This is a genomic window from Psychrobacillus sp. FSL K6-4046, assembly GCF_038624605.1.
Classification (GTDB): Bacteria; Bacillota; Bacilli; order Bacillales_A; family Planococcaceae; genus Psychrobacillus.
Genome location: NZ_CP152020.1, coordinates 1,840,878 through 1,854,798 on the forward strand (window position 1 = coordinate 1,840,878; position 13,921 = coordinate 1,854,798).

At 39.4% G+C, this 13,921-nt stretch carries 14 protein-coding genes; 12 read left to right on the forward strand and 2 right to left on the reverse strand.

The window, feature by feature from the left end; all coding sequences use genetic code 11:
• Positions 1 to 523: 523 nt before the first annotated feature.
• Positions 524 to 1,063, reverse strand: a complete 540-nt coding sequence (locus MKY09_RS09060; protein ID WP_342568124.1) for a gamma carbonic anhydrase family protein — start codon at positions 1,061 to 1,063, stop codon at positions 524 to 526.
• 81 nt (positions 1,064 to 1,144) lie between these two features.
• Between MKY09_RS09060 and MKY09_RS09065 the strand changes: the two genes are divergently transcribed.
• Positions 1,145 to 2,113, forward strand: coding sequence for a nitronate monooxygenase (locus tag MKY09_RS09065; protein ID WP_298471062.1), 969 nt, complete (start codon positions 1,145 to 1,147; stop codon positions 2,111 to 2,113).
• 28 nt (positions 2,114 to 2,141) lie between these two features.
• Here the strand turns inward: MKY09_RS09065 and MKY09_RS09070 are convergent, their stop codons facing one another.
• Positions 2,142 to 2,774, reverse strand: a complete 633-nt coding sequence (locus MKY09_RS09070; protein WP_298471061.1) for a GntR family transcriptional regulator — start codon at positions 2,772 to 2,774, stop codon at positions 2,142 to 2,144.
• Positions 2,775 to 3,153: 379 nt separating this feature from the next.
• Here MKY09_RS09070 and MKY09_RS09075 point away from each other — a divergent pair, with 379 nt between their 5' ends.
• The 11 genes from MKY09_RS09075 to MKY09_RS09125 all read left to right on the forward strand — a co-directional run bounded on the left by MKY09_RS09075 (position 3,154) and on the right by MKY09_RS09125 (position 13,910).
• A complete protein-coding gene (locus tag MKY09_RS09075; RefSeq protein ID WP_169358255.1) occupies positions 3,154 to 3,549 on the forward strand; it encodes a thioesterase in 396 nt (131 codons plus the stop codon).
• 38 nt (positions 3,550 to 3,587) lie between these two features.
• Positions 3,588 to 4,727, forward strand: a complete 1,140-nt coding sequence (locus tag MKY09_RS09080; RefSeq protein ID WP_298471060.1) for a Glu/Leu/Phe/Val dehydrogenase — start codon at positions 3,588 to 3,590, stop codon at positions 4,725 to 4,727.
• Positions 4,728 to 4,747: 20 nt separating this feature from the next.
• Complete coding sequence (gene pdhA / locus MKY09_RS09085) at positions 4,748 to 5,803, forward strand: pyruvate dehydrogenase (acetyl-transferring) E1 component subunit alpha (protein ID WP_342568125.1); 1,056 nt, start codon at positions 4,748 to 4,750, stop codon at positions 5,801 to 5,803.
• A gap of 3 nt (positions 5,804 to 5,806) precedes the next feature.
• Entirely contained in the window at positions 5,807 to 6,823 is a 1,017-nt protein-coding gene (locus MKY09_RS09090) for an alpha-ketoacid dehydrogenase subunit beta (RefSeq protein ID WP_342568126.1), read from the forward strand.
• 12 nt (positions 6,824 to 6,835) lie between these two features.
• The gene (locus MKY09_RS09095) at positions 6,836 to 8,038 is read left to right on the forward strand and encodes a dihydrolipoamide acetyltransferase family protein (RefSeq protein ID WP_342568127.1); all 1,203 of its coding nucleotides are present in this window, start codon (positions 6,836 to 6,838) and stop codon (positions 8,036 to 8,038) included.
• The gene (locus MKY09_RS09100; RefSeq protein WP_251553048.1) at positions 8,039 to 9,475 is read left to right on the forward strand and encodes an FAD-dependent oxidoreductase; all 1,437 of its coding nucleotides are present in this window, start codon (positions 8,039 to 8,041) and stop codon (positions 9,473 to 9,475) included.
• 68 nt (positions 9,476 to 9,543) lie between these two features.
• Positions 9,544 to 10,518 carry an ABC transporter substrate-binding protein gene (locus MKY09_RS09105; protein WP_251553049.1) on the forward strand — a complete coding sequence of 325 codons (975 nt, stop codon included), beginning with the start codon at positions 9,544 to 9,546 and terminating at the stop codon, positions 10,516 to 10,518.
• A gap of 17 nt (positions 10,519 to 10,535) precedes the next feature.
• Positions 10,536 to 11,585 (forward strand): ABC transporter permease, encoded by a 1,050-nt coding sequence (locus tag MKY09_RS09110; protein ID WP_342568128.1) that lies wholly within the window; start codon positions 10,536 to 10,538, stop codon positions 11,583 to 11,585.
• Entirely contained in the window at positions 11,563 to 12,360 is a 798-nt protein-coding gene (locus tag MKY09_RS09115; protein WP_342568129.1) for an ABC transporter ATP-binding protein, read from the forward strand. The genes MKY09_RS09110 and MKY09_RS09115 overlap by 23 nt, the downstream gene beginning before the upstream one ends.
• A gap of 12 nt (positions 12,361 to 12,372) precedes the next feature.
• Positions 12,373 to 13,155, forward strand: a complete 783-nt coding sequence (locus MKY09_RS09120; RefSeq protein WP_342568130.1) for a fumarylacetoacetate hydrolase family protein — start codon at positions 12,373 to 12,375, stop codon at positions 13,153 to 13,155.
• A complete protein-coding gene (locus tag MKY09_RS09125) occupies positions 13,152 to 13,910 on the forward strand; it encodes a fumarylacetoacetate hydrolase family protein (RefSeq protein ID WP_251553203.1) in 759 nt (252 codons plus the stop codon). The genes MKY09_RS09120 and MKY09_RS09125 overlap by 4 nt, the downstream gene beginning before the upstream one ends.
• Positions 13,911 to 13,921 lie beyond the last annotated feature (11 nt).

Here is a 13,921-nt window from a genome sequence, read left to right on the forward strand (position 1 = left end):
CCATGCCAAATGGTGTCTTTTTTAGTTGTTTAGGAAATTATAAAGTTATGAACCTGTGGGTAAATTGATGTCCAGCTTCATCGCCTTGCCCCTCGGGGTCAAATGGATAAAAGCTCCGGTGGCTGAGGAACTGCCTCCTCGCTTTTCTCCATTTGCCTGTCGGGGCAGTGACAGGCGATTCCGCTTTTCTTGATGTCCAGCTTCATCGCCTTGCCCCTCGGGGTCAAATGGATAAAAGCTCCGGTGGCTGAGGAACTGCCTCCTCGCTTTTTCCCATTTGCCTGTTGGGGCAGTGACAGGCGATTCCGCTTTTCTTGTTTGCAATAAATTTGTCGCTTTCAAGTTCGGGTGTCTATAAAAAATGGAAACCATTTTATTTAGAACACCATTTACATTTTAAACTGAAAATCCCTTCACTGATAAATGTAGACAAATATTTAATGATACACATAAAAAGAGCTGGGAACTGTATCTCCAAGCTCTTAGTGACTTTGATTATTTTTAACTAAGTCTTGTTCTTAGACTAATCTGCAGTTTTAACTGACAGGGTGTCTTCAAAAATTTCTCGGTAATCGTACCCTTTTTGTACATAAGTATCAATTGATAGTTGTATAAGCTCAAGATCCTTATCGTTAAGCTCCCTCACAACCTTTCCAGGGGAGCCGACGATTAATGAACGAGGAGGAAATTTTTTAGCTGATGGTACTAGGGTGTTAGCTCCTACGATACATTCCTCACCAATCTCTGAATGGTCTAAAATAGTAGATCCCATTCCAATAATGGACCGTTTACCAATCCTGCAGCCATGTAGAATGACATTATGTCCTACAGTCACTTCATCTTCTATAATAACTGGAGCATTTTCATACAAGTGAATCGTTGAATTGTCCTGTATGCTACATCTATTACCAATCGTTATTGGTGCCTCATCACCACGTAAAACAGCGTTAAACCATATAGTGGATTCCTCACCCACTCGTACATCGCCAATAATCTTCGCTCCTGGAGCAACCATTGCGTTATCACTTATACTTGGTGACTTTCCTTTGAATGAAATAATCAAATAATTTCCTCCTTTTTAAATATTAGCAATTGTCATTCTACTAATTATAATATAACATATTTTTATAGGGGTGGATAAAAAATGATATACGTTTGTAAGTTGTTAGGTATTTCCTATCCAATCATTCAGGGAGGGATGGGAAACATAAGTAACGCTCAGCTTACAGCTGCAGTGTCTGAAGCTGGTGGTTTAGGTACAATTGGTTGTGGTACGATGACACCCAAAGAAGTGGAACAAATCATACTAGAAACAAAAGAGATAACCGAAAAAAGATTTGCTATTAATATTGCCATTAATGTTTCATCATTTGTAGAAGAACTGATAGAACTTGTTATAAAACACGAAGTACCGATTGTATCTTTATCGGCTGGAAACCCAGCACCCTATATTCCTATTTTACAAGCAAACGGGATTAAAGTGATGACGGTTGTCGCTTCTGTAAAACAGGCGCTAAAATCAGAACAAGCAGGGGCAGATATGATAGTTGGTGAAGGTTTTGAAGCAGCAGGTATTAATTCTAGTCTTGAATTGACCACTTTCACGTTAATTCCTCAGCTAGTAAAACATGTGAGGATACCTGTTATTGCGGCAGGAGGAATTGGTGATGGGAAAGGATTGGCGGCCGCACTATCCCTAGGTGCTAGTGGGGTGCAGCTAGGAACAAGGCTAGTGGCGACGAAAGATGCGCCCTTTCATGAAATGTATAAAAAAAGAGTAATTCAAGCTAGTGATTTAGATACGATATTGCTTGGGCGAAGTGTTGGTAGAATTCGGAGAGTGTTAAATACTCCTTATGCGAGTCGGTTGATTGACCGAGAAAAACAGGGGCTGACTATCGATGATTATTTAAAAAGTACGACGGAGGAGCACCATAAAAAAGGAGCGATAGAGGGAGACCTAGAAAGTGGTTTTTTAAACAGTGGCCAAATAGCTGGTTTGTTGGATGATCTACCTTCAGTAGATGATTTGTTCAAGAGAATGATGATCGAAGCAGAACAAAAACTTCATAATGATTTAATAGAAATTAGACAATTAAAAAAAGAAAGCTAAAAACGAAGACCACCTCCGGTCAGCGAATTTAACTTCTCATTTTAAAGGCATCAAGCGTTTTTAGTTTGTGATTTCTAGCATATTGCTCGATTGAAGAACTGCTCGCCTTATCCTCTAGTAATTGTATAAGGGTCTCATGCTCTTCAATGGATAGGGGGGTTCTCTTAGGATAAAACGTAAACCCAGCCTGTCTCACTATATCTAGTCGACCCCATGTTTCTTCAATATTTTTTATTAGTAATTCGTTTGGACAAAAGGAGTAAATATGAAAATGGAATTCTCTATTAAGTGCTCCTAGTTTATCTAATTCATAGTTATCAAGCATAATTTTCATTTCTCGGTTAATTTCTTTTAACTTTGTAATACCATCAGCTGTAATGCTTGTGGCGCTAATAGCCGTAGCATAGCCCTCAAGTAAAGCGAGTACTTCCAATGATTCCTTATATAGTTGATTGTCAATTCCTTTGACGATTGCTCCAATATTAGGTTTAAATTCAAGAAGCTTTTCTGATTCGAGCTGATGAATTGCTTCCCTGACGGGAATATGACTAGAGCCGACCTCCTTTGCAATTTGATTGATAATGATTCGTTGACCAGGTGCGTAAGTACCATCTACTATTCTTGTACGAATAACTTTGTAAGCATATTGGCGTTTATTCATATTAGTTTTCATAATAATCGAATTGTATATCATTTAATATATGAAATCAATAAATAGATAGATTATTTAAAAATTACTGAAACAATTTATACAGTTATTTTGTCAAGATACGAACTAAATATAGAAAATAGTGAGATTTATATGCTTCCTATTAGTAGAGTAGAACATAATATCAAAAATATATTCTGATAATAAAATAAATTCTGATAAAATATTGTAATAATATATAAAATGATATATGATATTTGTAAATATTTAACGAAATTTCTCCTGCTTGCTCGATAAAAGAAAGGAGTAATTCATTTCATCTACTTGTAAGCGCTTCTAATAGTGTGATGTGTGTTCTTTAAAAACTAAATGATTAAAGTAGGTGAGTTATATGTTAGAAGGCTTAGAGATTGGGAGTAAAGAGACCATTCAAATCACAGTTACAGAATTGATGTTTGCTGCATTTGAAGGAGAAGTAGTACACCCTGTCTATTCGACGGTGAGTATGACATATCATATGGAATGGGTTTCTAGGAAAATAATTTTACCTTTTTTAAGCGCTGAACAAGAGGGAATGGGAGCTGCAGTTAAGATCAAGCATGTTTCACCCGCTCCTTATGGAAGTCTGGTTACTTTAACTGCTACTGTTACAGAGCTTCGAGACAATAAAGTAATAACAAAAGTGGTAGCTGAGAGTCAAGCTGGAGTTATCGGTCTGGGTGAGGTAACTCAGGTTATTTTGCCAAAGGCTACAATAAAAACAAAATGGAACGAGGCTACAGCGTAAGAATGTACACTGAAATTTCCTAAGGAGGAATTGATCTAATGCTAGCTGAAAGATTATCAATGACAAAAGAATTTGAGCTTTTCGATCGAATGGCTTCTCATGAGCAGGTTGTATTTTGTAATGATCCCACTACTGGCCTACGAGCGATTATCGCTATCCATAATACGACCCTTGGTCCAGCTCTCGGTGGATGTCGAATGCAACCTTATAATAGTGTGGAAGATGCGCTCGAGGATGTTCTAAGGCTTTCAAAAGGTATGACGTATAAGTGTGCAGCAGCAGATGTGGACTTTGGGGGAGGAAAAGCAGTCATTATTGGTGATCCTAAAAAGGATAAATCACCGGAGCTATTCAGAGCATTTGGTCAATTTGTCAATTCACTTGGCGGCCGTTTTTACACAGGTACAGACATGGGCACGACGATGGAAGATTTCATACATGCGATGAAGGAAACTAATTTCATTAATGGACTACCTGAGGCTTATGGCGGTGGAGGGGATTCATCGATCCCAACAGCAGCTGGAGTTATAAATGGATTAAAAGCTACAAATCAAACACTGTTTGGAGATGAAGAACTCGGAACGAAAAGCTATGCAATTCAAGGACTAGGAAAAGTAGGATATAAAGTTGCTGTTAGTTTACTAGAAGCTGGCGCGAACCTTTTTGTAGCTGATATAAATGACGAAAGCCTTCATTCCATTCAGCAGATTTCAGCAAATTTAAAGGGAAACGTAAAGATTGTATCGAATGATGAAATTTACTCTACTGATGCCGACGTTTTTATTCCTTGTGCACATGGAGGAATTATAAATGATATGACGATTCCTAAGTTGAGAGTAAAGGCTATAGTAGGTTCTGCCAACAATCAATTACTAGCAGATCGACATGGAAGAATGCTCAGAGAAAAAGGAATACTATACGCACCGGACTATATCGTCAATGCAGGCGGTCTGATTCAAGTAGCTGATGAGCTATATGGCTTTAACCATGAGCGAGTTCTAGCTAAAACGAAGCAGATATATCATACCTTATTAGAGGTATATAAGGAGGCTTCCCTAACCGGAAATACAACGGAAGAAGCAGCAAATACGATGTGTGAAAAGCGTATTAAGAACAGAAAAGCTCGCAATAACTTCTATTCAGCACCATTAAAGCCAAAGTGGAGTATTCGCAAATAAGTCGTTTGGAGGGAAGCTAAGTGAAGCATAATTATCCTCTAAAAAGAATAATGGATGATGAAGGTACACTAATAGATGAACAATTCAAAGAACAAATTGAGGAAAGCTTAGTCAAGGAACTTTATTTTCACATGCTCCGCATTCGAACGTTCGACCGGAAGGCTATTAACCTACAGAGACAAGGTCGATTAGGAACCTATGCACCATTTGAGGGGCAAGAGGCAGCTCAGGTTGGTAGCGCGCTTGCATTAACGGAAGATGACTGGGTTTTTCCGACCTATCGCGATCATGGGGCAACTTTAACTTTTGGTAAGAGTATGGCGAGAACCTTTTTATACTGGAACGGAAGAATAGAGGGATGCTTATCCCCAAAGAATAGAAACATATTCCCTCCTGCTGTACCAATAGCTACTCAGCTTCCCCATGCAGCTGGAGCAGCCTGGGCAGAAAAAAGAAAGGGCACAAAAAATATAGCAATCGCTTATTTTGGTGATGGTGCTACATCCGAGGGAGATTTCCATGAGGGCTTAAACTTTGCTAGCGTCTTTAAAGTACCTGCTATCTTTTTCAATCAAAACAATGGCTTTGCAATTTCTGTTCCTACCGAAAAGCAGATGAATTCAGAAACCATTGCGCAAAAAGCAGTGGCTTATGGAATGACAGGTGTTAGAGTAGATGGAAATGATAGCCTTGCTGTATATTTTGAAACGCTTAAAGCAGTAGAGAAAGCAAGAGCAGGGGATGGTCCTACCTTAATAGAGGCTGTCACATGGAGAAAAGGTGCCCATACGACTGCAGATGACCCATCCAAATATAGAGCTGCTACCATGGGAGACCATATTGTGGATCCCCTTTTAAGACTAGAGTTATTTATGAAAAACTACGGTTACTGGAATGAAGAATGGTTGCAAGCTACTACTGAGGAGATTAGTAATGAAATAGATGCAGCTGTAGAAGAAATGGAAAATTTCCCACCTCCTAACGTAGAGGATGTTTTCAACCATGTATTTGCTGATATGCCTGCTCAGCTAACCGAACAAAAAGATGCGTATCTTGCATATTTAGGGAGGCAATGATCAATGACCCAGTTAAAACAATCAAGTGCTTCACAAGAGACAACAAAGCAAATGACATTAATCCAGGCGATAAACGATGGGATGCGGGTTCTACTAGAGGAGGACGAATCTACACTTGTGCTTGGTGAAGACGTGGGTAAAAATGGTGGGGTTTTTCGAGCTACTGAGGGACTCCAAGAAAGGTTCGGTGCTGATCGAGTAATCGACACTCCTCTTTCTGAATCAGGAATAATAGGTACTTCTATTGGATTAGCTGTTAATGGATTTAGACCAATAGCTGAAATTCAGTTTTTAGGGTTTATTTATCCAGCATATGAGCAAATCATGACACATGCTTCGAGAATTCGGATGAGGTCTATGTCTCGTTTTACAGTGCCAATGGTTATTCGTGCCCCTTATGGAGCAGGGATACGTGCACCCGAAATACATTCGGACAGCACCGAAATCTTATTTACTCATATGCCAGGTATTAAGGTAGTCTGTCCTTCCAGTCCATATGATGCAAAGGGATTGTTAATAGCTGCAATGGAAGATCCTGACCCAGTTCTTGTCTTAGAGCCGATGAAGAACTATCGATCAGTGAGAGAGGATGTACCAATAAATAAATATAAAGTGGAAATCGGAAAGGCGAAGGTAGTCCAGGAAGGGGCAGATGTAACCCTTATTGCTTGGGGAGCAATGGTTTCAATCGCTCAAAAAGCTGCAGAGCTTGCAGGAAAAAAAGGAATACATTGCGAAGTAATAGATTTACGTACGCTTTATCCATTAGATAGGGAAACAATCGCCAAATCTGTGCAAAAAACAACTAGAGCAGTAATCATTCATGAAGCTCATCCTACAGGTGGGTTAGGTAATGACATCGTATCTATTATTAACGATACCTCATTCTTATATTTGCGAGCACCTGTTGAGCGAATTACAGGTTTTGATGTTCCTGTTCCATTCTTTACTTTAGAAGAGCATTATCTACCTACTCCCGCTAGAGTGATGGAGGGGATTGATAAAGTAATTCATTTTTAAGGAGGGTTTTGAATGATTGATGTGAAATTACATGATATAGGAGAAGGAATGACTGAAGGAGAGGTTATCCACTATTTAGTTAAAGTGGGTGATAGGGTGCAAACGGACCAGCCTTTAGTTGAAGTCCAAACAGATAAAATGGTTGCTGAACTTACCTCTCCTTGTACTGGTATTGTCAAAGAGATTCGAATTGCTGCTGGAGAAATGGTAAAAGTAGGTACCAGTCTTCTTTCCTTAGAAAGTGAGGGCGGAGGGGGTTCCTCAACCGAGCAGTATTCAAAGGATATATCAGTAGAGACTAGCAGTAACCAGCCCTTAAAAGAAGATAAATCCTTAGAGTTTACTTATAAGAGAATACTAGCTACGCCTTACACAAGAAAAATAGCTAGGGAACATAACATCAATTTAGAGGATGTGACCCCTTCAGATCCTTCAGGAAGAATTACAGAAGAGGACGTTATGAGGTTTATAGATAATAAAACAGAGAAGAAGATTATACCTGAGAAGATTGTTGTCCAGACGCAACCAGATGAAATACCCTATAAAGGAATTAGAAAAAAGATTGCTGAAAATATGAAGAAATCACTCTTTACCATCCCACATGTAACCCATTTTGACGAAGTGAATATGACTAATCTATTAGAAATGAAGGCACAGTTGAAAGCCACTGGTCATTCCATAAGTATTCCAGCCTTTCTCTTGAAAGCACTTGTCATTTCCTTAAAGGATTTTCCGATATTCAATGCCGAGCTTGACGAAGAAAATAGTCGGATACTCCTCAAGAAAAGCTATCACATAGGCATAGCCACCAACACAGAAAACGGACTGATTGTCCCTGTACTCCACGATACCGATAAAAAATCTCTCATACAAATAAATCAAGAAATAAAAGAATTAACACAAAAGGCCATAGCAGGAAAGCTTCAACCATCAGAAATGCAAAACAGCACATTTACAGTTAGTAATGTAGGACCTTTAGGCAGCATAGCCGCCACTCCTATTATCAATTATCCCGAGACTGCATTAATCGCTTTTCATAAAACCAAAAAACAGCCAATCGTTAATGCGCAGGATGAGATTGTTATTGGACACATCATGAATCTATCCATGTCATTTGATCACCGCGTAGCAGACGGTGCAACTGCAATTGCATTCACGAATCGTTTTTCAAGTTTAATCGAACATCCACATAAACTAATTTTGGAGATGATTTAGATGGTTGTAGGAGAAATAAGCCATAAACGAAATCTGATCATTATTGGGGGTGGACCAGGAGGATACAGCGCGGCTATTCGAGGTGCTCAGCTTGGCCTTTCCGTTACTTTAATTGAGCAAAAAAACCTGGGAGGAGTGTGCTTAAACGAAGGCTGTATACCTTCAAAGGTTTATACTTTTGCAAGCTCGAAACGTTCCGAGTTGGATCAGCTAGCTAAGATTGGTATTGATGCGGCTGGAAGAGATATAGATATCCAGAGATTACTTGAATATCAAAAGGAAGTAATCGGACAGCTGAGGTCAGGTGTAGAAAGACTTTGCCAGGCGAATAAGGTAGAAATCGTTCAAGGGAAAGCTACGTTTATAGCAAAGCATAAAATTGGTGTGGAAAATGGTCACCAATTCGATATGTATGAGTTTGACCAAGTAATTATCGCTACAGGTAGTAAAAATATACTTCCTAGCTATATAACATCTAAGAGTCCTCATGTGCTATATCCGTTTGAACTGTTTCAACTAAGCAAGCTGCCTGAAGATGTAATCATTGATGGTCAAGATTATATTGCCCTAGAAGCGGCCTCAAGCTTGGCAGCACTTGGCACACAAGTAACCTTATTAATAGAATCCGATACTGGGCTACCTTTTGATGAATCGGTCAATAAGGAGTTATTAAGAATATTTAAAAAGAGAAAAATAAAAGTAGTAGAGAAAAAAGAAATTATTGGGACTCATGAGGATTTAAACGGTGTCTCTGTTACGGTGTTAACCAATCAGCATAAAGAAATGAAAATGGGGGCTTCTTGTTTAGTGGTTCCTGAGCTTAGGGTCTCAAACGTAGAAGAGCTTGGGTTGAAGCGGCTGGGCATGGAGTTAGGTGGAAATGGTTTTATCCAAGTAAATAATCGTTTAGAAACTTCAATCCCCAACATATATGCAGTTGGAGATGTAACAGGTGGTCCCCTGCTTGCTTGGAAGGCTATCAAACAAGGAAAAGCGGCAGTATCTTTCATTGCTGGAGAAAGACCAGAGGTGGACATAACGATCGCACCCACTTGTGCTCATACAATCCCTCCGGTAGTAACTGTTGGTTTAACGGAACAACAGGCAAATAACCTAGGACTTTCTGTACGTACAAGTAAATTTCCGCTTGGCAGCAATGGTTATTCCACAATTACTGGGAAAAGAGATGGATTTATAAAGGTAATCTCTGAATCTACGACCGAAGTAATTCAAGGAATTCATATGATTGGGGATGGCGCTATCGAATTGTCAGGCTCCTTTTTACAACTATTAGAGATGGCTGCGAAGGAGGAGGATATAAAATTTCCAAATTACGTGCACCCAGGCATAAATGAGGCACTACTGGAATCTGTGGAAGGATTGCTTGGACAAGCGATTCATCTAGCTCCAGTAAAGAAGGAAGTGGTAATTGGTTAAATTACGGCTGTAAACTATTTTACCAGAAGCTTGTTATATAACTAAAAGAGTCGGAGGGGGAAATAAACGTGAAGAAGAGATGGAAGAGTCTTTTAACTGTATTAGCTAGTGCATCCTTGTTACTTGCTGCCTGTGGAGATGAGGGAGATGAAGCTTCTTCGTCCAAAACCTATAATATTGGAGTTACTCAAATTGCGGAGCATCCATCCTTAAATGCAGCTTATGACGGCTTTAAAAAGGCTTTAGAGGATGCAGGGATCGAGGCAGAATACGAGTTTCAAAATGCGCAAGGAGACGGTAATAATAACACAACTATAGCTACAAACTTAGTTAGCTCCAATGTAGATTTGATCTTTGCAAACTCAACAGGAAGTGCTCAGGCTGCACTTAGTGCAACGCAGGACATTCCGATTGTATTTACATCTGTTACAGATGCAGTTGGTGCAGAGCTAGTCGAATCGATGGAAAAGCCAGGTGGTAATGTCACGGGTACTATTGATTCCCACCCGGACGCTATTGCTAATACAATGAAATTTTTAAAAGAAGAGCTTGGTGCAACGAAAGTAGGAATGGTATTTAACTCCGGAGAACAAAATTCACGCTCTCAAGTAGATTCCGTAAAGGAGTTATTGGAAGACATGGATATGACAGTTGTAGAAGCATCTGTAGCTACAACAGCTGACGTCAAGCAAGCAACGGAATCACTTATAGGGAAAGTCGATTCTATGTATATCATTACAGATAACACAGTTGTATCCGCTCTGGAGTCGGTAATCTCGGTAGCAAATGAAAATAAAATTCCAGTTATGGTAGGAGAATTTGATTCGGTTAAACGTGGTGGCTTAGGAGCTTATGGATTTGAATACTTTGATATTGGTTATGAGGCTGGTCAGATGGCAGTCAAAATATTAAAAGGGGAAAGTAAGCCTGCTGATATCCCAGTACAGGTGCCTCAAAAGCTAAAACTAATTATGAACAAAGAAACTGCAGATACAATTGGTGTGGATATTAAAGACGAGTGGAAAGCTGAAATGAGCGAATAACGAGGAGGTGATTCTTTATGTTTTCAGCAGTATTCGGCTCAATGGAACAAGGAATCATTTATGCAATTATGGCACTTGGAGTGTATATCTCATTCCGAGTGCTAGATTTTCCAGATTTGACGGTTGACGGTAGCTTTGTAACAGGGGCAGGGACTGCCGCTACGATGATTATACTTGGGTATCATCCCGTATTGGCAACAAGCATGGCTATATTAGCAGGCTTTATAGCAGGCTGTATGACTGGGTTACTGCATACGAAGGGAAAGATAAATCCCCTTCTATCTGGGATATTAATGATGATTGCACTGTACTCGATTAATTTGAGAATTATGGGACTCACCTCTGAAAACTCTATAGGTCGTCCTAATATTCCCCTGTTGAATGCGGAAACTCTTTTTGTTCAGTTCCAATCATTTTGGAGTGGGCTTGGGATAGATTCCGCTCTCAATAGCTTTTTGCAAATGCTTGGAGTAGAAAGAGTTCCATCTACATGGGGAACATTTTTTCTAATGGCTTTAGTAGTAATCCTTATTAAAATCATCGTAGATTGGTTTTTAAAGACCGAGATAGGCTTAGCGATCAGAGCTACTGGTGACAATAAGAAAATGATCCGCAGTCTATCAGCCAATACAGATACTTTAATCATTATAGGTCTTGGTTTTTCTAATGCCCTTGTTGCTTTCTCAGGGGCCTTAATCGCGCAGTACGCTAAATTTGCAGATATTGGCCTTGGGATTGGGATGATTGTCATTGGTCTTGCTTCTGTGATTATTGGGGAAGCTATTTTTGGAACAAAAACGATTGTCCGTACAACATTAGCCGTAATAGCTGGAGCGATAATTTATCGTATCGTGCTTGCACTGGCTCTCCGTTTAAACTTTTTGGATACAGGTGATATGAAGCTTATCACCGCGGTAATTGTTATAGGAGCATTAGTGCTACCACAGTTTTTAGAAAAGAAAAGAGAGAAAAATAGAAAGGCAAAGCGACATTCTGAAAGACTTCGAGAAAACCAATCCTTATTGATGAAGGAGGGGCCAGCTATTGTTAAAGCTCAATCAGATTAATAAGCTTTTTAATGAAGCAACACCAGATGAAAAGGTAGCATTAGACCAAATTAACCTTGAGCTCCGTCCGGGTGACTTTATGACAGTTATAGGCAGTAACGGAGCAGGTAAATCAACTATGCTTAACATGATATCGGGTGCTTTATCTCCAGATTTCGGAACAATAGAGATTGAAAAAAAAGATGTTACTAAGATGCCTGAATATAAACGCTCTCAAATGATTGGTCGAGTTTTTCAGGACCCGATGGCTGGTACCGCTCCGACGATGACTATTGAGGAAAATCTTGCGATGGCCTATTCAAGAAATAAAAAAAGAAGTCTCAAAATTGGTGTCGATAAGAAAAGGCGTGAATTTTTTCGGTCCTCTCTTGAAACGTTACATCTCAACTTAGAAAATCGACTAAATGCAAAAGTCGGGTTGCTGTCTGGTGGAGAAAGGCAGGCACTTTCCTTATTAATGGCAACCTTTACAAAGCCGGCCATTTTACTTTTAGATGAGCATACAGCAGCACTCGATCCTTCGAGGGCAGAACTCATTACGAGTTTAACAAAGGAACTGGTGGAAAAGGATAAGTTGACGACGTTGATGATCACGCATAATATGCAGCAGGCTTTAGACTTAGGCAATCGATTAATAATGATGGATAAAGGTCAAATCATTTTACAAATAGATGCCGAGGAGAAAAGAACTTTAACAATTAATAAGCTTATGGATGAATTCCAACGAATCCGGGGAGAGAAGTTAACAAGCGATAAAGCTTTGTTATCGGTCTAAGGAGGTATGCAGATGAGTTCAGCAAGCATAAAGCTTCGTCATCTAAACGCGTTAAAAACAGTTGAGGTGGATCCTCTAACTAATTCGTTTTACTTAAATGGACAAAGAAATGGGCTAAAGGATTACCCTGTTGCTTCACCCGTTTGTGGGACAGTGTACGGAACTATACTTAACTATAAAGAAGATCTCACAGCCATAGAAGAGCAGCTTCATCAAAAACCTTATGCTGCTCCTCCTAACGCACCTATCTTGTATATAAAACCGGCAAATACAATCAATTTTCATGGTGCTCCTATTCCTATGCCAAAGGGGGTCTCTACACTAGAAGTTGGAGCATCGTTAGGAGTAGTTATCGGTAAGAAGGCAATTGCTATAAAAGAAGAGGATGCATTTTCTTATATTGCTGGTTACACAATTGTAAATGATGTCAGTATTCCACACGATAGTATTTTCCGACCAGCGGTGCCATACAAGGCAAGGGATGGTTTTTGTGCCATTGGACCTTGGATCATAGATGCCAAAAATATTATGGATCCAAATTCCTTTACGATAAAGGTCTATATTAACAATGAACTCCAGTTAGAAAAAAACACGTCTACTCTAGTGCGTCCAATTGCTAGATTGCTAGAAGAAATAACGGAGTTTATGACGTTAGATGTTGGGGACCTCCTACTGGTCGGAATTCCTACAGCTTCTCCTAAAGTACACGTAGGAGATCAGATCAGAATTGATATAAGCGAAATAGGATCATTAGAAAACTATATGATGGATGAGGAAGAGGGGTGTTTCCTATAAAAAGAGCTAGAGTTGCATATGGTGGAGCTATTTATAATGCAAATGAATATGACACTAGGCTTCAGCTTGAGGATGGTAGGATTGTGAACCAGGATGAGGTTACATGGTTAACACCCCTTAACCCGCGAACTACCTTTGCTTTAGGTCTTAACTATGCCGATCATGCTGCAGAATTAGCTTTTGATGCTCCTTCTGAACCTCTTATCTTTTTAAAGGGACCTAATACATTTGTAGGTCATAATGGGTTTACCAGACGACCATCAGATATAACTTACATGCATTACGAATGCGAGCTTGCTGTTGTAATCGGTAAAAAAGGCAAACATGTAAAAAAAGAAGACGCTTACGATTATGTTAAAGGCTATAGTATAGCAAATGACTATGCTTTTAGAGATTACCTCGAGAACTATTACCGACCAAATCTTCGTGTGAAAAATAGAGATGGCTGTACTCCGCTTGGACCATGGTTAGTGGATAAGGAGTATATTCCAGATCCAATGAATCTTCCATTATATACGTATGTTAATGATAAGCTCGTTCAAAAGGGTAATACGAAAGATATGATATTTGATATTCCAACACTTATTGAATATATCAGTAGCTTTATGACCTTAAGTGAAAATGATGTCATTTTAACCGGGACACCTAAAGGCTCGGTGGACACTAAAGTGGGCGATCATATTGTGACTGAAATTGAAGGAGTTGGTCGTCTAGCAAATACTATTATAGGCGATGAAAAATTCATTAAGAGTTAATACGGAAGGGG

Coding starts and splice junctions, on each gene's coding strand:
- MKY09_RS09065 (WP_298471062.1), top strand. CDS start 1,145: ATGATATACGTTTGTAAGTTGTTAGGTATTTCCTATCCAATCATTCAG.
- MKY09_RS09070 (WP_298471061.1), bottom strand. CDS start 2,774: ATGAATAAACGCCAATATGCTTACAAAGTTATTCGTACAAGAATAGTA.
- MKY09_RS09075 (WP_169358255.1), top strand. CDS start 3,154: ATGTTAGAAGGCTTAGAGATTGGGAGTAAAGAGACCATTCAAATCACA.
- MKY09_RS09080 (WP_298471060.1), top strand. CDS start 3,588: ATGCTAGCTGAAAGATTATCAATGACAAAAGAATTTGAGCTTTTCGAT.
- MKY09_RS09090 (WP_342568126.1), top strand. CDS start 5,807: ATGACCCAGTTAAAACAATCAAGTGCTTCACAAGAGACAACAAAGCAA.
- MKY09_RS09095 (WP_342568127.1), top strand. CDS start 6,836: ATGATTGATGTGAAATTACATGATATAGGAGAAGGAATGACTGAAGGA.
- MKY09_RS09100 (WP_251553048.1), top strand. CDS start 8,039: ATGGTTGTAGGAGAAATAAGCCATAAACGAAATCTGATCATTATTGGG.
- MKY09_RS09110 (WP_342568128.1), top strand. CDS start 10,536: ATGTTTTCAGCAGTATTCGGCTCAATGGAACAAGGAATCATTTATGCA.
- MKY09_RS09120 (WP_342568130.1), top strand. CDS start 12,373: ATGAGTTCAGCAAGCATAAAGCTTCGTCATCTAAACGCGTTAAAAACA.